Origin of the sequence: Rubrivivax gelatinosus IL144, assembly GCF_000284255.1 — a bacterium.
GTDB classification, from domain to species: Bacteria; Pseudomonadota; Gammaproteobacteria; order Burkholderiales; family Burkholderiaceae_C; genus Rubrivivax; species Rubrivivax gelatinosus_A.
Genome location: NC_017075.1, coordinates 1,807,701 through 1,828,357, shown reverse-complemented (window position 1 = coordinate 1,828,357; position 20,657 = coordinate 1,807,701). Strand labels below are relative to the sequence as shown.

Genomic DNA, 20,657 nt, shown 5'->3' with positions numbered 1-20,657 from the left:
ACTGCCATCACGAAACGCCGGCCACTGGAATCATAACTATCATTTCTAATACAAATACAGACAACTCGGACCTCGACGACGCCTGGCGGTGCCACCCGCGACGACGAGCCACCTCAGCCCCTGCGGCCCGATCGCCGCGCAGCCCGAAATGACTTCCATGTTCAGCACTCTCAAGATCGGCCAGCGGCTCGCGCTCGCCTTCGGCCTGCTGCTCGCGCTGCTGTGCGCGATGGCGGGGGTGGCGGCCGTCCAGGTGGCCCGGCTGGCCGACAACTCCAGCTACTACGCCGAGAACCTCGTGCCCTCGTACGAGGCCGAGCACACGGTGGCGCTGGCGCTGGGCGAGATCCGCCGCATGGAGAACCGCCACGTCCTGCTGAACAGCGCCGCCGACATGGACGCGGTGGAGAGCCGCATGGCGCAGCAGCGCAAGCTCATCGCCGAACAACTGGATCGCTACGAGCACGAACTGGTGTCCGACGACCGTGACCGTCAGCTGCTGAGCCAGGCCCGCAAAACGATGGACGACTACCTCGCCACCTGGGCGACGCTGCAGCCGCTGTCACGAGCGACGCTCACCGACCCGGCCAAAGCCGCCGAAGCCACGCGTTACCTGGTCGCCACCTCGGCGCCCAAATACGACGCAGTGCAGACGGCCATCACGCAGTGGTGGGACTACAACGTCAAGCTGGCGCAGGAGCAGGCCACGACGGCCGCGAACACCTCGTCGACCGCCAAGCTGGCGCTGGGCGCGATGACGCTGGTCGCGCTGGTGCTGGGCGTCGTCGCGGCCCTGCTGATCACGCGTTCGATCGTGCGGCCGGTGCGCCGCGCCGTCGAGGTGGCTGCCGCCGTCGCCGAAGGCGACCTCAGCGCCCGCATCGAAGCCCAGGGCCGCGACGAGATCGCCGACCTGATGCGCTCGCTGGGCCGGATGAACGACAGCCTGAACCGCATCGTCGGCCAGGTGCGCGCCAGCAGCGACAGCATCGCCACCGGCTCCTCCGAGATCGCCACCGGCAACGCCGACCTGAGCCAGCGCACCGAGGAGCAGGCCAGCAACCTGCAACAGACCGCGGCCTCGATGGAGCAGCTCTCCAGCACCGTCAAGCAGAACGCCGAGACCGCGCAGGAAGCGAATCGCATGGCGTCCGCGGCCGCCGCCGCGGCCACGCGAGGCGGCGAGATGGTCGGCAACGTCGTGCACACGATGCAGGAGATCAGCAGCTCCTCCAAGCGCATCGCCGAGATCATCGGGGTCATCGACGGCATCGCCTTCCAGACCAACATCCTGGCGCTCAATGCCGCCGTCGAGGCCGCGCGGGCCGGTGAACAGGGCCGCGGTTTCGCCGTCGTCGCCGGCGAGGTGCGCACGCTGGCCAGCCGCTCGGCCGAGGCGGCCAAGGAGATCAAGAGCCTGATCGGCGCCAGCGTCGAGAAGGTCGAGACCGGCGCCCGCCAGGTCGACGCGGCCGGCGAGTCGATGACCGCCATCGTCGCCGAGGTCCAGCGCGTCAGCCAGCTGATCGGCGAGATCAGCACCGCCACCGTCGAGCAGTCCTCGGGCATCGGCCAGGTCGGCGACGCCGTCAGCCAGCTCGACCAGGTGACGCAGCAGAACGCCGCGCTGGTCGAAGAAAGCGCCGCCGCCGCCGAGAGCCTGCGGCTGCAGGCCGCACGGCTGACCGAACTCGTCGGCGTCTTCCGGCTCGCCGGCGCGGCCGCGTGACTTCCGACCGGAGCGCTTGAAGCGACCTGTATCCGAACGTTTCAAGCGGGCCTCGAACGCCGAGGCGGCTTTCAAGTTCCCGGACCCGGACGCCGATCATCGTGGAGAGCAGTGACTCGATCGTGCCGGTCGTGGTCGCGCCCGCCCGAGGACAACAGGAGGTCCAGGATGTCCGAGAAGAAAGAGATGACGGTCGGCATGCGGCTGGTCGTCGGATTCAGCGCCGTCGCCATGCTCGGTGTCGCGATCGCCGTCTACGCCATGGTGCAGCTGCGCGGCCTGTCGGCCGACATCGACGCCCTCGCGTCCGACCGCATGGTCAAGATGGAGAAGCTGTCCCGCCTGAAGGACAACATGAACGGTGTCGCGCGCTACGCGCGCAACATCGTGATCGTCGCCGACGAGGCCTTCGAGAAGGCCGAGCGCGAGAAGATCGCCGCCATGCGCGCCGACAGCGGCAAGCTGATGGCCGAGCTCGACAAGCTGATCGTGATGCCCGAAGGGCGTGCGCTGCTGAAGACGATCGAGGACACCCGGCCGGAATACAACCGCCTCGTCGACGAGGCCCTGGCGCTCGATGCCAAGGGCGACGCGCAGGGCGCCGGCGCGCTGCTGATGGGCGAGTCGCTGCAGAAGCAGCGCATCGTCTTCCAGGCGGTCGACGACTCGATGGCGATGCAGCAGCGGCTGGCACGGGAACTGGGCAGCACGGCGGTCGCCCGTGCCGGCACCGACTCGACGATCCTGGCCGGTCTGGCGGCGCTGATGGCCGCCATCGGCGCGGGCGTCACCTGGTTGATGGTGCGCCGTCTGAAGGCGGCTCTGGGCGCCGAACCGGGTGATCTCGGCCGCATCGCGCAGCGGGTCGCCGAAGGCGACCTGAGCCCGGTCGACGGTGTCGAACGCGCACCGCGCAACAGCGTGCTCGAATCGCTGGGCGCGATGCAGCAGAGCCTGGCCCGCATCGTAGCCCAGGTCCGCGCCAGCAGCGACAGCATCGCCACCGGCTCGTCGCAGATCGCCACCGGCAACGCCGACCTGAGCCAGCGCACCGAGGAGCAGGCCAGCAACCTGCAGCAGACCGCCGCGTCGATGGAGCAGCTCTCCAGCACCGTCAAGCAGAACGCCGAGACCGCGCAGGAAGCCAACCGCATGGCGTCGTCGGCCGCGGCCGCTGCCGCGCGTGGCGGCGAGAGGGTCGGCAACGTCGTGCACACGATGCAGGAGATCAGCAGCTCCTCCAAGCGCATCGCCGAGATCATCGGCACGATCGACGGCATCGCCTTCCAGACCAACATCCTGGCGCTCAACGCCGCCGTCGAGGCTGCGCGTGCCGGCGAGCAGGGCCGCGGCTTCGCGGTCGTGGCCGGCGAGGTGCGCACGCTGGCCAGTCGTTCGGCCGAAGCGGCCAAGGAGATCAAGAGCCTGATCGGCGCCAGCGTCGAGAAGGTCGAGACCGGCGCCCGCCAGGTCGACGAAGCGGGCGAATCGATGACCGCCATCGTCGCCGAGGTCCAGCGCGTCAGCCAGCTGATCGGCGAGATCACCAACGCGACCGTCGAGCAGTCTTCGGGCATCAGCCAGGTCGGCGACGCCGTCGGCCAGCTCGACCAGGTGACGCAGCAGAACGCCGCGCTGGTCGAAGAAAGCGCCGCCGCCGCCGAGAGCCTGCGCATCCAGGCCGCGCGGCTGACGGAGCTCGTCGGCGTGTTCAAGCTCTCCGGCGCGGCACCGACGCCGACGCCGACACCGACGCCTGCGCAAACGCCGAGGCCGACACCGCCGGCAGCCGTGGCACCACGCGCGACCGCCGCGCGTGCGCCGGTGCCGCCCGCCCGCACTGCACCCGCCGCGCCGGCGGCCTCCCCCGCCGAGCCGGCGCCGCGTCAGCGCCCGGCCCGGGTCGCGGTGCCGGCCGGCGAAGACGACTGGACGAGCTTCTGATCGTGCCGGCAGCCACGCTGCCGTGAATCGGCTGATTCGCGGCAGCAACTCACGTTTTCATCGATTCAACGAACCGGCCATCGGGTGGGCGATCCAGAATCCAGGCTTCGGGCGGCGTCACGGGCCGCCGCCGTCGTCACGAATCGAAAGACTGTTTCGGTGCCTTCCCCCCACCACGCCCGACCGGGCATGGACGAGACCGGCCGCCACATCGGCGCCGAGACCGAGTTGCAGGCGGTGCATGCTGCCGTGCTGCGGCTGCTGCGCCTGCACCAGAACGCGCTCGACGCCATCTCCCAGGGTGTCCTGATCACCGACGCCAACCGGCGCACGACCTACGTCAACGCCGCCTTCGTCGAGCTGACCGGCTACACCGCCGAGGAGATGCTCGGCAACTCCTGCGCCCTGCTGCAGGGCGCCGCGACCTCGGCCGAGACCGTGCAGGCGATGCGCGAGGCGCTGGACCGCGGCGAGCCCTTCCACGGCGAGCTGCTGAACTACCGCAAGGACGGCACGCCGTTCTGGAACGAGCTGAAGATCGTCCCGGTGCGCGACGACGACGGCGTCATCACGCAGTTCGTCGGCGTGCAGCGCGACGTCACGGCACGCCGCGACGCGATGAACAAGCTGTCGCTGGCCGCGCGCGTGTTCGAGCAGAGCAACGAGGCGCTGGCCATCGCCGACCTCAACGGCCGCTTCGTCGCCGTCAACAACGCGTTCACGCGCATCACCGGCTACGCCGAGCACGAGGCCGTGGGGCAGAACCCGCGGCTGCTGAAGTCGGGGCTGCACGACGAGAACTTCTACCAGCGCTTCTGGCACGAGCTGCAGACCCGCGGGCGCTGGGAAGGCGAGATCTGGAACCGCCGCAAGGACGGCTCGGTCTACCCCGAATGGCTGTCGGTGGGCCGCGTCGTCGACGACGCCGGCCAGACGGTGAACTACGTCGCCTCGTTCAGCGACATCACCGAACGCAAGCACGCCGAGGAGAACGTGCGCCGCCTGGCGTACTACGACCCGCTGACCGGCCTGCCCAACCGCGCGCTGCTGCACGAGCGCGCCTCGCAGGCGCTGCAGATCGCGGTGCGCCACGGCGAGCCGGTGGCGCTGATGTTCCTGGACCTGGACCACTTCAAGAACGTCAACGACACGCTGGGCCACCCGGTGGGCGACCGGCTGCTGGTCGCGCTGGCGCAGCGCATGCGCCCGGTGCTGCGCGACCAGGACACGCTGGCGCGTGTCGGCGGCGACGAGTTCGTGCTCGTGCTGCCCGCCACCGACGCCGCGGGCGCGACGCACGTCGCGCAGAAGCTGCTGCAGATCGTGCAGGAGCCGCTGCAGGTCGAAGGCCACGAGCTGACGGTGACGCCGTCGATCGGCGTGGCGGTCTTCCCGACCGATGCCGCCGACTTCGACACGCTGTTCGCCTTCGCCGACGCGGCGATGTACCGCGCCAAGATGTCGGGCCGCGCGACCTTCAGCTTCTACACCGCCGAGATGCAGGCGCAGATGGCGCGCACGCTGCGTGTCGAGAACGCGCTGCGGCGGGCGCTGGACCGCGGCGAGATGCAGCTGCACTACCAGCCGCAGTGCACGGTGGCCGACGGCCACGTCGTCGGCGTCGAGGCGCTGCTGCGCTGGAACCACCCCGAGCTGGGCTGGATCGGCCCGGCGGAGTTCGTGCCGCTGGCCGAGTCCAGCGGCCAGATCGCGGTCATCGGCCGCTGGGTGCTGGACACCGCGCTGCGCCAGCTGCGCGCCTGGCTCGATGCCGGCCTGCCGCCGCTGCGCATGGCGGTCAACCTCTCGGCGGTGCAGCTGCGCCAGCCCGGGCTGGCCGACCTGGTGGGCGAGCTGCTGCGCCGCCACGGCATCGAACCGGCCTGGCTGGAGCTGGAGCTCACCGAGACCATGGCCTGGGACGACCCGGAAGGCTCGGCGCGCCAGGTCGCGCGGCTGCGCGCGATGGGGCTGCGCATCGCGCTGGACGACTTCGGCGCCGGCTACACCTCGTTCACGCACCTGAGCCTGTTCCAGGCCGGCACGCTGAAGATCGACCGTTCGCTGGTCGCCAACATCACCAGCGGGGTGAGCGAGAACAGCGTCGTCGCGGCCATCGTCAATCTGGCGCGCACGCTGCGCATGCACACCGTGGCCGAAGGCGTGGAGACGCCGGCGCAGCGCGAGGCGCTGCTGGCCGCCGGCTGCGAGTCGGCCCAGGGCTGGCTGTACGGCCGCGCGATGACCGCCGAGGCGTTCCTGGCGCTGATGCTCGATCGCCGCCCACCGCCGGCCTGAAGGCCGCGGCGGCGAGTTTCAGCAAACACCGGCGAGTTTTTCCGGCGGCACCCGGAGATGGTTGCCGGGAATCCCCGCGGCTGCCAAACTGAGGCTTGTCACGCTGCCCCGACGGCGGTTTCCAGAGGCTGAGGCCGATATTCATGAATCCTGTTGCGCTGAGCCTCACCTTACTGCAGCAAACCTGCGTCTATCTCGTCGTGGCCTATCTCCTGGCCGGCACTCGGATATTCATTCCGCTGATGCACGTGACGATCCGGCTGCCGCAGCGCACGGCCTGCTACGTCGTCTGCTCGCTGTTCTGCATCATGGGCACCTACCTCGGGCTGCACATCGACGACTCGATCGCGCACACGCGCACCATCGGCTCGGTGCTCGGCGGCGTGCTCGGCGGCCCGGTCGTCGGCCTGGCCGTGGGCCTGACCGGCGGCCTGCACCGCTACTCGCTGGGCGGCAGCTCGGCCCTGCCCTGCGCCATCGCCACCGTCGTCGGCGGCCTGATCGGCGGCGGCTACCACCGCTACATGATCGGCCGCGGCAAGGCGGCCACCGTCTTCCGTCCGGTGCCGGTGGCGCTGGTGACGCTGGTGGCCATCGTCGTCGAGATGGCGATCCTGCTGCTGATGCTCAAGGCCCCGGCGAACTGGCACCTCGTCGAGCAGATCGCGATCCCGATGGGCGTGGCCAACACGCTGGGCGCGGGCATGTTCATGCGCATCCTCGTCGACCGGCGCAAGCTCTTCGAGCGCCAGTCGACGGTGTTCTCGACCAAGGCGCTGGCGATCGCCGCGCGCGTCGAAGGCCTGCTGCGCGAGGGCTTCGACCCCGACGCCTCGGCGCGCGCCGCGCGGCTGGTCAAGGTCATCCAGGAGGAGAGCGGCGTCGGCGCGGTGGCGATGACCGACACGCGCCAGCTCGTCGCCTTCACCGGCATCGGCGCCGACCACCACCTGCCGGGCACGGTCATCGAGTCGGCGCTGACGCTGCAGGCGATCGAGCGCAACGAGGTCGTCTACGCCGACGGCAACGAGGTGCCCTACCGCTGCTCGATCCCCCCCAAGTGCTCGCTGGCCTCGTGCCTGATCATCCCGCTGACCGACGAGGAGAACCAGGTCATCGGCACGATCAAGCTCTACGAGCCGCGCAGCCGGCTGTTCTCCAACATCAACCGCACGCTGGGCGAAGGCATCGGCCGGCTGCTGTCCAACCAGATCCTCGCCGGGCGCTACCTGCGCCAGCGCGAGATGCTGCAGCAGTCGGAGATCAAGCTGCTGCAGGCCCAGATCAACCCGCACTTCCTGTTCAACGCGCTGAACACGCTGATCTCGGTGATCCGCCGCGACCCGGAGCGCGCCTGCACGCTGGTCTTCAGCCTGTCGACCTTCTTCCGCAGCAACCTCAAGCGCCCCAGCGAGGACGCGCGGCTGATCGAGGAGCTGGCCCACGTCTCGTCCTATCTCGAGATCGAGCAGGCGCGTTTCGGCGACCGGCTGCAGGTGGAGTTCGACGTGCCCGACCGGCTGCAGCACGTGCGCCTGCCGGCCTTCTCGCTGCAGCCGGTGGTCGAGAACGCGATCAAGCACGGCACCTCGCAGCTGCTGGGCATCGGCCGGGTCAGGATCTCGGCGCGCCAGGACGGCAACGACCTGCTGCTGTGCGTCGAAGACAATGCCGGCCTGTACAAACCCCCGGCCGAGGGCAACGACGGCCTGGGCGTCAACCTGGTGCGCCGCCGCATCGCCAACCGCTACGGTGCCGGCTACGGCATGGACATCGAGTGCGAGCCCGAGGTCATGACGCGCGTGACCCTGCGCCTGCCCTTCTCCCCCAGCGAACTCTGACCTGCGAGCGAGCGATGAACGTCCTGATCGTCGACGACGAAACCCCGGCGCGCGAGGAGATCGCGCGCCTGCTGTCCCGGGTGGCCGACGTGAACATCGTCGGCCAGTGCGCCAACGCCGTCGAGGCGCTGTCGGCGATCAACCACCTGCACCCCGACGTCGTCTTCCTCGACATCAACATGCCGCAGATCAGCGGCCTGGAGCTGCTGGGCATGCTCGACCCGGAGGAGATGCCGCGCGTCGTCTTCCTCACCGCGTACAGCGAGTACGCGCTGAAGGCGTTCGAGCAGGACGCCTACGACTACCTGCTCAAACCCGTGGACCCGGCACGGCTGGACGTCACGCTGCAGCGCCTGCGCCGCGACTCGGCGCCGGTGGCCGACCTGGCCAAGCTGGCGACGCCGCTGCGCCAGATCCCCTGCCCGGGGCACCAGCGCGTGCAGCTCGTCAAGGTGGAACAGGTCGAGTACGCCAACTCCACCGGCACCGGCGTGTTCCTGGTGACGACCGACGGCGTCGAGCACTTCACCGAGCTGACGCTGCGCACGCTGGAGGAGCGCACGCCGATGCTGCGCTGCCACCGCCAGTACCTGGTCAACCCGGAACAGATCCGAGAGATCGTGTTCCAGGAGCTCGGCGGCGCCGAGATCGTGACCCACGGCGACCGGCGCGTGCCGGTCAGCCGCCGCCTGCTCGGCGAGCTGAAGGAGAAGCTGGGCTTCGCCTGATCAGACCGCGCCGACGACGCGCGCGAACCAGCCCTGCACGCCGGCGCGCTCCGGCTCGACGTCGATGCGGCCGTCGGGCGTCAGGCGGTTCACGGCCATCGGCACGATCTCGGCCAGCACCTGGGCGGCGTCGACCGGGTCCAGGTCCAGGCGGCGCACCAGCTTGTCGTACAGGCGCTCGCCGAGCGCGCGGCGCATCGTCTTGCCGTCCATCGTGTTGTCGGCACCGTGGGTGATCCAGCCGCGCATCGCCTCGCCGCAGCCTTCGGCGTCGAAACGCGCCGCCAGCGCCGTGAGGCCGCCGTCGTGCTGGCGCAGCAGGCGCATCAGCGACTGCACGAGCTTGCTGTTCTCGCCGCCGCAACGCCGCGCCTTGCGCGCGAGCCCGATCGCCATTTCTTCGAATTCACAGCACATCACAACCTCGACTGGTTTCGCCCCCGGTGTCCCGCCGGAGAATCTTCTGAGTCCAACATAATCCCTCGCCGGGATATCGTCCAGCACATTCCGCGGGCGCCCGCCGGGAAACCCCGGAAAATCGCCGCAAGAAACCCCGGGAAAATGCCGCTGACGGTCGCCGGGGCGCCGTTCGGCGCCGCCTCGCGACCGTTCGCCGGAAAATCCGGCCGGCGTCTCGCGGCGGCCACGGCGCGGGCCTTCAGCCGGCCAGCCGGCCGTCGAGTTCGCGGTCCAGCGCCGACGAGATCGCGCGCCAGGCGGGGCCGGCATCGCAGCGGCCGGCGAGGTCGTACTCGACCTCGATGCGCCGGCGCAGCACGACCAACGCGCACAGATTCAGGCGCTGGCGCTCGGGCCCGTGCGGCACGCGCGCCGCGGCGCGGCGCATGCCCTGGCGGCGGTCCAGCGTCTCGCGCACCAGCGCCTGCACCGCGACGGCGTCGTCCCAGTCCACGCCCAGCGCCAGGCCGGCGCGCAGCAGCGCCCGTTCGGTCTCGCGCGCCGTCGCCGTGTAGTCGATGAATCCGGACATCGTGTGCTCCGATCAGGCGGCCTTGGCCGCGGCGCGTGCGCCGCGGCGGAACAGCCACCAGTAGGCGCCGGCGACGAGCAGCGCGCCGCCGACCCAGTTGCCCAGCGTCACGACGCCGAGGTTGACGAGGTACTGCGCCACCGGGATCTCGGTGGCCGCCTTGGCCTGCGCCGCGGGCTCGCCCCAGAAGGCGGCCGGCGCGAACCAGCGCACCATCAGGCCGTAAGGCACGAAGTACATGTTGGCCACGCAGTGCTCGAAGCCGGCGGCCACGAAGGCCGTGATCGGCAGGAACATCGCGACGATCTTGTCGGTCACGCTGCGTGCGGCCAGCGACAGCCAGGTCGCCAGGCACACCAGCACGTTGCACAGGATGGCCAGCGAGAAGGCCTTGAACGGCGGCAGGCTGGCCTTGCTGGCGGCCAGGTACAGCGCGCTGGCGCCGACCTCGCCGTGACCGAAACCGTACTGGCCGCCGAGGAAGACGATGATCGCGGTGCCCAGCGCACCGACGAGGTTGCCGAACCAGACGATGGTCCAGACGCGCAGCATGCGCCGCGTGTCCAGCCGGCCGCTGGCCCAGGCCATGACCATCAGCGCGTCGCTGGTGAAGAGCTGGGCGCCGGCGACGACGACCAGCATCAGCCCCATCGAGAACGCCGCGCCCATCAGCAGGCGCATCAGCCCCCAAGGCAGCACATGGTCGGCACCGGCGATGGCGATGGTGGCGAACATCGCGCCCAGCGCGACGAAGGCGCCGCCGAGCACGGCCAGGCCGAACTGCTGGGCGGCCGAGGCCTTGGCCTTCTTGACGCCCATCTCCTCGGCGGCGCAGGCCACCGCGGCGGGCGCCAGCGGGTCGAACAGCGAACGCGGCGCGGCCGCGCCATAGGCCGGCGACGGCTCTTCCTCGTTCAGCAGGTAGCGGGGGTTCGTGCGGTCGAGCATGTCAGTCCTTCGTCGGCCTCACGGCCGTGCGGCGCGCCCGCGGCCAGCACGGCCAGCGTATGCAGCGCGATCATCTTTTCTTCGTTCGTCGGCAGCACGAACACCGGCAGGATCGAGTCGTCGGCCGAGATCTCCAGCGCCCGGCGGCTGTTGGCGTAGTCGTCGATCGCCACGCCCATCCAGCGCAGGCGCTCGCAGACCGCGGCGCGCACGCCCGGCGAGTTCTCGCCGATGCCGGCGGTGAACACCAGCGCGTCGATGCCGCCCATCGAGCCGGCCAGCGCCGCCACTTCCTTGGCGACGCGGAAGCAGAACAGCTCGACGGCGCGCTGCGCCGCCGGGTCGCTGGACTCCTGCAGCGCGCGCATGTCGTTGGACAGGCCCGAGACGCCGAGCAGGCCCGAACGCCGGTACAGCAGGTCCTCGAGCTCGGCCGCGCCCATGCCCTTCTCGCGCATCAGGTACAGCAGCACGCCGGGGTCGATCGCGCCGCAGCGCGTGCCCATCGGCACACCGTCCAGCGCGGTGAAACCCATCGTCGTGTCGACGCCGCGGCCGGCGTGCACCGCCGCCAGGCTGGAGCCGTTGCCCAGGTGGCAGATGACGATGCGCTGGTTGGCCAGCTCCGGCCGCAGCGCCGCCAGGTGCTGCGAGACGTACTCGTAGGACAGGCCGTGGAAGCCGTAGCGCTGCACGCCCTCGTCGGCCAGTTCCTGCGGCAGCGCGTAGCTGCTGGCGACCCAGGGCAGGTCGGCGTGGAAGGCGGTGTCGAAGCAGGCGATCTGCGGCAGATCCGGGTGGCTGGCGGCCAGCGCGCGCATCGGCGCCAGGTTGTGCGGCTGGTGCAGCGGCGCCAGCGGCACCAGGGCCTCGAGGGCCGACAGCACCGCCGGCGTCACGCGCACCGGGCGGCTGAAGGCGCGGCCGCCGTGAACGACGCGGTGGCCGGCGGCGACGATGCGGTCCTCGGGCAGCGCCTGGCCCAGCCAGGCGAGCAGGTACTCGAGCAGCGCGCCGCGGCGCTGCGAGTCCTCGGCGTTCCAGCGACGCTGGGCGACGACGCGGCGGTTGGCGTCCTTGGCTTCGAAAGTCGCGTCGGTGCCGATGCCGGCGATCTGGCCGGACAGCACCTGCTGCAGGTCGTCGGTGGCCTCGACGCGGCGCAGCACCGAGAACTTCAGGCTCGACGAGCCCGCGTTGAGCACGAGGCAGGATTCGTATCGGCTCATCGCGGCCTCACTCGGTGGCGCGCCGGGCGTCGGCCAGCAGCGCGGCGATGGCGCAGGACGCCAGGCGCGAACGCTGGTTGTCGGCGCGGCTGGTCAGGATCACCGGCACCTTGGCGCCGAGCACGATGCCGGCGGCGTCGGCGTTGGCCAGGAAGCTGAGCTGCTTGGCGAGCATGTTGCCGGCCACGAGATCGGGCACCAGCAGGATGTCGGCCTTGCCGGCCACCGGCGAGTCGATGCCCTTGGTGCGCGCGGCCTCGACCGAGATCGCGTTGTCGAAGGCCAGCGGGCCGTCGAGCACGCCGCCGGTAATCTGGCCGCGGTCGGCCATCTTGCACAGCACCGCGGCTTCGATCGTCGACGGGATCTTCGGGTTGACGTTCTCGACCGCCGACAGGATCGCGACGTTGGGCTTCTTGATGCCCAGCGCCTGCGCGAGGTGGATCGCGTTCTGGATGATGTGGACCTTGTCGTCCAGCGTCGGCGAGATGTTGATCGCCGCGTCGGTGATCAGCAGCGTGCGCTCGTAGGTCGGCACGTGCATCACGAAGACGTGGCTGATGCGCGCCGCGGTGCGCAGCGCGTTCTCCTTGCGCACGACGGCGGCCATCAGCTCGTCGGTGTGCAGCGAACCCTTCATCAGCGCGCCGACCTCGCCGTCGCGCGCCAGGCGGGCGGCGGTTTCGGCGGCGTCCTTGGGCAGCTCGACGTCGACGATGCGGCAGGCCGAGATGTCCAGCCCGTGTTCGGCGGCGATGGCCTTCATCTGCCGCGCCGGGCCGACCAGCACCGGGGCGATCAGCCCGGCCTCGGCGGCGTCGATGGCAGCACGCAGCGCGGGTTCGTTGCAGGGATAGGCGACGGCCGTGGGCACCGGCGCCAGGCGCTCGCACTTCTTCAGCAGCGCGTCGTGCTGGTGGTGGCCGATCAGCTGCACTTCGGGCAGCTCGACCGGCGCGGTCTGCACCTTGGTCAGCGGGGCCACGACCTCGGCGACGCCGCCGGCCACCAGGATGCCGTCCTGGTTGACGCAGCCGCAGTCGAGCACGACGACGCGGTCGGCTTCGCGTTTCTCGACCACCGTCACCGTCGCGGTGATGCGGTCGCCGACGCTGATCGTGTGCAGAAAGTGCAGGTCCTGGCTCAGGTAGACCGTGCCCGGGCCCGGCAGGCGCGAGCCGATCAGGCCCGAGACCAGCGCCCCGGTCCACATGCCGTGCGCGATGACCTTGCCGTGGCCGGTGCCGGCCGCGAAACGCGGGTCCAGGTGCACCGGGTTGCGGTTCTCCGAGACCGTGGCGAACAGCCGCACGTCGTCCATCGTCAGCTCGCGCGTTCGCACGGCCGACTGGCCGACGAGGATCTCGTCGTAGGGCAGGTTCTCGCTGACGTCTTCGTCGGCGTCGATCACGGGCGGCCGCGACGTCGAGGTGGCGGCCGGGAAACGGGCGCCGTCGTGCAGCGCGGCGGTGGGGCGGGTTTCGGTCAGCATGGCGGTCTGTGCGGTGTCGCGGGCAGTTCGCAGGCAATAGGAGGCCCGACCGGGGTGTTGCCCGGTGTCTCGGTCGGGGGGTTGGGCGGGCTCGGCGGTGGCTCAGGTCGCCTGCAGCCCGGCGTCGCGGAAGATCGAGCGCGTGTGCTCGACGAGCTCTTCGGACGGCGGGCTCACGCCGGCCAGGCGGTAGTTCAGCTCACGCTCCTGCCACTTGTGCTCGCCCATCTGGTGGAACGGCAGCACGTCCACACGCTGCACGTTGCCCAGCCTGGCGGCGAAAGCGGCCAGCGCGCGGATCTCGTTGTCGTGGTCGGTCCAGCCGGGCACCAGCACGTAGCGCAGGATGATCGGCTTGCCCAGCGCGGCCAACCGGCGCGCGAAGTCCAGCGTGGGTTTGAGCTCGGCGCCGGTCAGCCGGTGGTAGGTCTTCTCGCTGAAGGCCTTGATGTCCAGCAGCACCATGTCCAGGTCGGCCATCATCTCGTCGTCGACCTTGGCGCCCAGGTAGCCCGAGGTGTCCAGCGCGGTGTGCAGGCCCATCGCCTTGCAGCCGCGCAGCAGCGCCTTGACGAAGCGCGGCTGCGTCAGCGGCTCGCCACCGCTGAGCGTCACGCCGCCCTTGGCCTGGATGAAGCCGCGGTAGCGGCCGATGTCCGTCAGGATCTCGGCGACGCTGGTGAGCGTGCCGTCGTGACGGTGCCAGGTGTCGGGGTTGTGGCAGTACGCGCAGCGCAGCGGACAGCCCGAGAGGAACAGCACGTAGCGGATCCCCGGGCCGTCCACCGTCCCGCAGGTCTCGGTCGAGTGGACCCAGCCTTCGGTGACGGCGGCAGCCGGCGCCGCGCCGGGCGCGGACACCGGCCGCGTGCCGCCGCACGGGGCGGCGACCGCGACGCTTTTGACGTCAGTGGCAGGCATGGAAGGTACGGCTGATGACATCGAGCTGCTGCTCGCGCGTCAGCTTGATGAAGTTCACCGCGTAACCCGACACCCGGATCGTCAGCTGCGGGTACAGCTCCGGGTGCTCCATCGCGTGCAGCAGCGTCGAACGGTCGAAGACGTTGACGTTGATGTGGTGCCCGCCGGAGCCGAAGTAGCCGTCCATCAGGTTCACCAGGTTGGCCACACGCTGGCCTTCGTCCGGGCCCAGGGCGCTGGGCACGATCGTGAAGGTGTAGGAGATGCCGTCCTGCGAGCAGCTGTACGGCAGCTTGGCCACCGAGGCCATCGAGGCCACCGCGCCCTTGTAGTCGCGGCCGTGCATCGGGTTGGCCCCCGGCGCGAAGGGCTCGCCGGCCTTGCGGCCGTCGGGCGTGTTGCCGGTCTTCTTGCCGTACACGACGTTGGACGTGATCGTCAGCACCGACATCGTCGGCGTGGCGCCGCGGTAGGCCTTCTGCTTGCGCAGGAAGCCCATGAAGGTCTCGACGATCCAGCTGGCGATGGTGTCCACGCGCTCGTCGTTGTTGCCGAAGGCCGGGTAGCGCCCTTCGAGGCGGAACTCGGTGGCCAGACCGCGCTCGTCGCGCACGACGTGCACCTTGGCGTGACGCATCGCCGACAGCGAGTCCGCGACCACCGACAGGCCGGCGACGCCGCAGGCCATCGTGCGCAGGATGTCGCGGTCGTGCAGCGCCATCTCGATGCGCTCGTAGGCGTACTTGTCGTGCATGAAGTGGATCGCGTTGAGCGACTTCATGTAGACGCCCGACAGCCACTCCATCGTCGGCACGAACTTGGCGATGACTTCGTCGTAGTCCAGCACTTCGCCGGTGATCGGCTCGGTGACGGGGCCGACCTGCTCGCCGCTGACTTCGTCACGGCCGCCGTTGATCGCGTACAGCAGCGCCTTGGCCAGGTTGGCGCGCGCGCCGAAGAACTGCATCTGCTTGCCGATGCGCATGGCAGACACGCAGCAGGCGATGCCGTAGTCGTCGCCCCAGTACGGACGCATCAGGTCGTCGTTCTCGTACTGCACCGAGCAGGTGTCGATGGAGGTCTTGGCGCAGAAGTCCTTGAAGCCCTGCGGCAGCTTCTCCGACCACAGCACGGTGAGGTTGGGCTCGGGCGCCGGGCCCAGGTTGTTGAGCGTCTGCAGGAAGCGGAAGCTGTTCTTGGTGACCAGCGGGCGGCCGTCTTCGCCGATGCCGCCGATGGCTTCGGTCACCCAGGTCGGGTCGCCGGAGAACAGCTGGTCGTATTCGGGGGTGCGCAGGAAACGCACGATGCGCAGCTTGACGACGAGGTCGTCGATGAACTCCTGGGCGCGCGCTTCGTCGATGAGGCCGGCGTCGAGGTCGCGCTGGATGTAGATGTCCAGGAAGGTCGAGACGCGGCCCAGCGACATCGCGGCACCGTTCTGCTCCTTCACCGCGGCGAGGTAGCCCAGATACGTCCACTGCACCGCTTCACGCGCGTTCTGCGCCGGGCGGCCCAGGTCGAAGCCGTACTTGGCACCCATGACCTTGAGTTCTTCCAGCGCGCGGCCCTGCTCGGAGAGCTCTTCGCGCAGGCGCAGCACGTCTTCGCTGAAGTCGCGGCTGTCCAGGTCCTTGTATTCCTGCTGCTTGAACTTGCGCAGCGCGTCCACGCCGTACAGCGCGACACGGCGGTAGTCGCCGATGATGCGGCCGCGGCCGTAGGCGTCGGGCAGGCCGGTCAGCACCGCCGACTTGCGCGCCTTGGCGATCTCGGTGGAGTAGACGTCGAAGACGCCCTGGTTGTGGCTCTTGCGGTACTTGGTCCAGATCTCGTCGACCGTCGGGTCGCTCTCGAAACCGTAGGCCTTCAGGCCCGACTGCACCATGCGCAGGCCGCCGTTGGGCATGATCGCGCGCTTGAGCGGGGCGTCGGTCTGCAGGCCGACGATGAGCTCCAGACCCTGGTCGATGTAACCCGCGTCGTGCGCCACGATGGTCGACGGACGGTCGGCCGACACGTCCAGCACGCCCTTGGCCTGCTCCTGCTTCAGCAGCTCGGCCAGCTTCTTCCACAGCGCCAGCGTGCGCGTCGTCGGGCCTTCCAGGAAGGTGGCGTCGCCGAGGTGCGGCGTGTAGTTCTTCTGAATGAAGTCGCGGACGTCGACGGCGGTTTCCCAGCGGCCGCCGGCGAAACCTTCCCAGGCGTTGGCGCGGCTGGTGACGAGGGTCATGGTATTCATTTGGATTCCTTAAAACGAAAACTGCTTGTTGGCGTTTCGTGAGGGCTCCGGCCGGGTCGGCCGGAGCCTTTGTTGTTGTTATTCGCTAAAACGTCGTGGGGAGAACTCAGGCGTGTGCCACGGTGAGGTCAGCGGGAATCGCCTTGGATTCGCCACGAACCTTCCACAGAACCAGCCAGCGCTTCACCGAGGCCACCATGATGATCATGCCGAGAACCAGCATGATCGACGCGATGACGCCGTTGAAGATGTTGTAGCCCTTCGAGGCGCTATTCAGGTATACGTTGGTAATCATCCAGTAACCGGCATAGTTGACGGTCACGAACAGGTACGCCAGCGGAACAAGGCAGGTCAGCATGTAGGCGCGCTTGGACGCCATGCGCAGGATGATGGTCGCGCCGATCATCAGACCGATCGAAGCCATCAGCTGGTTGGAGACACCGAACAGCGCCCAGACCGAGCCGATGTCACCGGACAGCAGCAGGTAGCCCCAGAGCACGCAGGCGATGACGCTGGCGATGATCGCGGCGGGCATCGAGTCCAGCTTCTTCATGGCCGGGAAGAAGTCGCCCAGCAGGTCCTGGATCAGGTAGCGCGAGACGCGGGTACCGGAGTCCACGGCCGTGAGGATGAACACCGCCTCGAACATGATGACGAACTGGAAGAAGTACGCGGCCAGCTCGGTGAACCAGGAGATCTTGGTGAAGATGTAGGTCATGCCGACGGCCAGCGTGACGGCACCACCGGTGCGGCCGACGAGGTCGATGCCCATTTCCTGGCTCAGGCGCGGCAGGTCGACGACCGTCATGCCCAGGGTCTTGAAGACTTCAGGCGTCGAGTTGATCGCGAAGTAGTCGGCCGGGTGCAGCGAGGTCGCGGCGATCAGGGCCATGACACCGACCAGGGACTCGGCCAGCATCGCGCCGAAGGCCACCGGACGGATGTCGGTCCACTTGTCGACCAGCTTCGGGGTCGTGCCCGAGCCGATGAAGGCGTGGAAGCCGGAGATGGCACCGCAGGCGATCGTGATCGAGATGAACGGCCAGACCGAACCCTTCAGGATCGGGCCACCGCCGTGGATGAAGTCGGTCACCGCCGGGAACTGGATCGTCGGGTTGATGAAGATCACGCCCACGACCAGCGCCAGGAAGACGCCGACCTTCATGAAGCTGGAGAGGTAGCCGCGCGGGGTGAGCAGCATCCAGACCGGCAGCGCGGTGGCGAAGAAGGCGTAGATCGGCAGCGCCCAGCTGACGGTCGTCTTGTGCAGCGTCAGCCAGTCGCCGAGCAGCGTGCCTTGCAGGTGCGGGCCGACGGCCACCGAGGCGGCGACGGCGGCGACACCGACGTAGGTCGCCCACTTGGACGAACCGACGTAGCGTTCATACAGACCCAGCGCGATGGCGATCGGCACCGTCATGAACACCGCGAAGGTGCCCCAGGCGTTGCGTTCCAGCGCGTGCACGACCACGATGGACAAACCGGCCATCGTGATCGTGATGATGAACAGCATCGCCAGGCCCGTCGTCCAGCCGGCCACCGGGCCGAGTTCGGCCTTGGCGACTTCCGACAGCGACTTGCCCTGGTGCTTCATCGACGCGAAGAGCACGACCGTGTCGTGCACCGCGCCGCCGATGACGGCACCGACGAGCAGCCAGAGAAAACCTGGCAGATAACCGAACTGGGCCGCGAGAACCGGGCCGACGAGAGGGCCGGCAGCCGCGATGGCGGCGAAGTGCTGGCCGGCGTTGACCCATTTCTTCGTCGGGACGTAATTCTTGCCGTCCTCGAGTTGGTGAGCGGGGGTGATTTCCTTGTCGTCAGCCGCGAGTACCTTGCGCACGAAGAATATCCCGTAGAAGCGATATGCCAGGGCGAGGACGCAAACAGCCATGACGACGAAATAGATGGCTTGGTCCATTTCTATTTCCATCCGGTTGGTTGATCGATCGTAGTGTCGGAACGTTTGTCTGACGGGATGCATCCTAGGAGTCGCCGGGAAGGCCGCGGGGCTTTCACGCCAGCGGTACGCTCCGCCCCCTGAACGGTGAAATCGCAGGTGCCAGTGGTGGCCCCAAAATCGCCTTCAGAGATTCCCCGACGATGATTTCGACTGAATCAAACCGGGCGCCGATCAGCCGATATTTCTGCCGAGCGGCAGAATTTCCACGGCGAACGGTCGCCGGCCGGGAGCGAACGGCGACGGCCGCCAAGCCCCCGCACCGGCGGGCACAAGGCGCCAGCGGTTACAGTCCGGCCCGGGTGCCGTGGCGACCGCCGCGGCAGGTTCATGCGCAGGTCGGGCCGCCGCGCGGCCTCAAGCCGTCTTTCCGCCGATGAACCACCCTGCCGTCGACGCGGTGGCCGCGACCGTCTTTGCCGTCGCGCTGCTGCACACCTTCTCCGCGCGCCAGTTCGAGCGCCTGTCGCACCGTTTCCCTCGCCACGCCGGGCTGCTGCACCTGCTCGGCGAGGTCGAGGTCGTGTTCGGCTTCTGGGCCATCGTGCTGGTGCTGCTGCTGGCCTTCGTCGCCGGCCCTGGCGAGGCGCTCGGCTACGCCGAGTCGCGCAACTACACCGAGCCGCTGTTCGTCTTCGTCGTCATGGTCGTCGCCGGCTCCGGGCCGGTGCTGGCCGCGGTGCGCCACGCCGTGGACGCGCTGGCGGCGCGGCTGCCGATGCGGCGTGCGCTGGCCGTCACCTGGCTGGGCCTGGGCGTGGTGCCGCTGACCGGCTCGCTGGTCACGGAGCCGGCGGCGATGACGATCGCCGCGCTGACGCTGGCGCCGCTGGTCTTCCGCCCGGAGATGCCAGAGCGTATGAAGTACCTGGCGCTCGGCGTGCTGTTCGTCAACGTCTCGATCGGCGGCACGCTGACGTCCTACGCCGCGCCGCCGGTGCTGATGGTGGCCGCAGCCTGGAACTGGGACAGCGCCTTCATGCTGCAGACCTTCGGCTGGAAAGCCGCGCTGGCGGTGATGTTCAACGCCAGCCTCTCCACCTGGCTGATGCGGCGCACGCTGCGCGAGGACGCCGGCGCGCCGGCCCCGGCGCGCCCGCCGCTGGCCATCGTGCTCGTGCACCTGGGCGTGCTCGCGGCTATCGTGCTGCTGGCGCACCACCCGGTGGCCTTCCTGGCGCTGTTCCTGCTGTTCCTCGGCTTCACCCAGGCCTACGAGCGCCACCAGAGCCCGCTTTTGATCCGCGAGGCGCTGCTGGTCGCGTTCTTCCTCGCCGGGCTGGTGGTGCTGGGCGGGCTGCAGGCCTGGTGGCTGCGGCCGATCGTCGAGTCGCTGCAGCCGCTGCAACTCTTCTTCGGCGCGCTGGCGCTGACCGCGGTGACCGACAACGCGGCGCTGACCTATCTCGGCTCGCTGATCCCCGGCATCGACGCGCAAGCCCAGTACATGCTGATGGCCGGCGCGGTGGCCGGCGGCGGGCTGACGGTGATCGCCAACGCGCCCAACCCGGCCGGCGTCGCGCTGCTGCGCCGCGGTTTCGCAGACGAGAGCATCGGCGCCGGCGGCCTGCTGCTCGGCGCGCTGGGGCCGACCGGGGTGGCCGCCGCGGCGCTGCTGCTGCTCTAGACTCGGCGCCCCGCCGCCCTGCCCCGACCACCGATGGACCTCGCCACCTGGCTCGCCTTCTTCGCCGCTTCCTGGGCCATCAGCCTGTCGCCCGGTGCCGGCGCGCTGGCGGCGATGAACTCGGGGCTGCAGCACGGTTTCCGCCGCGGCTACTGGACGACGGTCGGCCTGGTGGCCGGCATCTGGAGCCAGCTGCTGGTGGTCGGCGTCGGCCTGGGCGCGCTGATCGCCGCCTCGTCGACGGCTTTCCAGACCGTCAAATGGTGCGGCGTGGCCTACCTCGTCTGGCTCGGCATCCAGCAGTGGCGCGCACCGGCGCGGCCGCTGGCTGCCGCGCGCGCCGAAGCCGCGGCGATGCCGCGCCGGCGCATGGTGCTGCGCGGCTGGATGGTCAACGCCGTCAATCCGAAGGGCACGGTGTTCCTGCTCGCCGTGGTGCCGCAGTTCCTGCACCTGAACGAACCGCTGGCGCCGCAGTACCTGGTGATCGGCCTGACGCTGGGCTTCACCGACCTGGTCGTGATGGCCGGCTACACGGCGCTGGCCGCGCGCGTGCTCGGTTCGCTGCACTCGGCGGCGCACGTGCGCGTGCTCAACCGCGTCTTCGGCTCGCTGTTCATCGCCGCCGGCGCGCTGCTGTCGGTCTTCAAGCGCGCGGCCTGAGCGGCCTATCATCGTCGCCGCCCGGCGCCGCGCGCCGCAGCGAA

The 20,657-nt window shown here is 69.5% G+C and carries 15 protein-coding genes; 7 read left to right on the top strand and 8 right to left on the bottom strand.

Annotation, left to right across the window (positions count from 1 at the left end; translation table 11 throughout):
* The first annotated feature begins 157 nt into the window (after positions 1-157).
* The 5 genes from RGE_RS08665 to btsR all read left to right on the top strand — a co-directional run bounded on the left by RGE_RS08665 (position 158) and on the right by btsR (position 8,540).
* Positions 158-1,729: a methyl-accepting chemotaxis protein gene (locus RGE_RS08665; RefSeq protein WP_014427965.1), complete on the top strand. Its 1,572-nt coding sequence runs from the start codon at positions 158-160 to the stop codon at positions 1,727-1,729.
* 168 nt (positions 1,730-1,897) lie between these two features.
* Positions 1,898-3,673: a methyl-accepting chemotaxis protein gene (locus tag RGE_RS08660; RefSeq protein ID WP_014427964.1), complete on the top strand. Its 1,776-nt coding sequence runs from the start codon at positions 1,898-1,900 to the stop codon at positions 3,671-3,673.
* A gap of 159 nt (positions 3,674-3,832) precedes the next feature.
* Entirely contained in the window at positions 3,833-5,971 is a 2,139-nt protein-coding gene (locus tag RGE_RS08655; protein WP_232504996.1) for a putative bifunctional diguanylate cyclase/phosphodiesterase, read from the top strand.
* A 143-nt stretch (positions 5,972-6,114) separates the two neighbouring features.
* Positions 6,115-7,812: a sensor histidine kinase gene (locus tag RGE_RS08650; RefSeq protein ID WP_043783922.1), complete on the top strand. Its 1,698-nt coding sequence runs from the start codon at positions 6,115-6,117 to the stop codon at positions 7,810-7,812.
* A gap of 14 nt (positions 7,813-7,826) precedes the next feature.
* Complete coding sequence (gene btsR / locus RGE_RS08645; protein ID WP_014427961.1) at positions 7,827-8,540, top strand: two-component system response regulator BtsR; 714 nt, start codon at positions 7,827-7,829, stop codon at positions 8,538-8,540.
* On the opposite strand, the gene RGE_RS08640 is transcribed toward btsR, so the two are convergent.
* From RGE_RS08640 to RGE_RS08605, 8 genes are all read right to left on the bottom strand, one after another.
* On the bottom strand, positions 8,541-8,936 hold the full coding sequence (locus tag RGE_RS08640; protein WP_014427960.1) for a YidB family protein: 396 nt from the start codon (positions 8,934-8,936) through the stop codon (positions 8,541-8,543). It lies immediately after the preceding gene.
* A gap of 262 nt (positions 8,937-9,198) precedes the next feature.
* On the bottom strand, positions 9,199-9,531 hold the full coding sequence (locus RGE_RS08635; RefSeq protein ID WP_014427959.1) for a hypothetical protein: 333 nt from the start codon (positions 9,529-9,531) through the stop codon (positions 9,199-9,201).
* A gap of 12 nt (positions 9,532-9,543) precedes the next feature.
* Positions 9,544-10,479, bottom strand: coding sequence for a formate/nitrite transporter family protein (locus tag RGE_RS08630; RefSeq protein WP_014427958.1), 936 nt, complete (start codon positions 10,477-10,479; stop codon positions 9,544-9,546).
* Positions 10,446-11,708 (bottom strand): acetate/propionate family kinase, encoded by a 1,263-nt coding sequence (locus RGE_RS08625; RefSeq protein WP_014427957.1) that lies wholly within the window; start codon positions 11,706-11,708, stop codon positions 10,446-10,448. The genes RGE_RS08630 and RGE_RS08625 overlap by 34 nt, the downstream gene beginning before the upstream one ends.
* Before the next feature lie 7 nt (positions 11,709-11,715).
* Positions 11,716-13,200 (bottom strand): bifunctional enoyl-CoA hydratase/phosphate acetyltransferase, encoded by a 1,485-nt coding sequence (locus RGE_RS08620; RefSeq protein ID WP_014427956.1) that lies wholly within the window; start codon positions 13,198-13,200, stop codon positions 11,716-11,718.
* A 102-nt stretch (positions 13,201-13,302) separates the two neighbouring features.
* Positions 13,303-14,121: a pyruvate formate-lyase-activating protein gene (gene pflA, locus RGE_RS08615; protein ID WP_014427955.1), complete on the bottom strand. Its 819-nt coding sequence runs from the start codon at positions 14,119-14,121 to the stop codon at positions 13,303-13,305.
* Positions 14,108-16,363, bottom strand: a complete 2,256-nt coding sequence (gene pflB, locus RGE_RS08610) for a formate C-acetyltransferase (protein WP_043783920.1) — start codon at positions 16,361-16,363, stop codon at positions 14,108-14,110. Before pflB ends, pflA begins: the two co-directional genes overlap by 14 nt.
* A 106-nt stretch (positions 16,364-16,469) precedes the next feature.
* Positions 16,470-18,257 (bottom strand): carbon starvation CstA family protein, encoded by a 1,788-nt coding sequence (locus RGE_RS08605; protein ID WP_310732397.1) that lies wholly within the window; start codon positions 18,255-18,257, stop codon positions 16,470-16,472.
* Between the two features lie 442 nt (positions 18,258-18,699).
* Here RGE_RS08605 and RGE_RS08595 point away from each other — a divergent pair, with 442 nt between their 5' ends.
* Both RGE_RS08595 and RGE_RS08590 read left to right on the top strand, forming a co-directional pair.
* Positions 18,700-19,950, top strand: a complete 1,251-nt coding sequence (locus RGE_RS08595; RefSeq protein ID WP_014427952.1) for a putative Na+/H+ antiporter — start codon at positions 18,700-18,702, stop codon at positions 19,948-19,950.
* Between the two features lie 33 nt (positions 19,951-19,983).
* Positions 19,984-20,613 (top strand): LysE family transporter, encoded by a 630-nt coding sequence (locus RGE_RS08590; RefSeq protein ID WP_014427951.1) that lies wholly within the window; start codon positions 19,984-19,986, stop codon positions 20,611-20,613.
* The last annotated feature ends 44 nt before the right edge of the window (positions 20,614-20,657 follow it).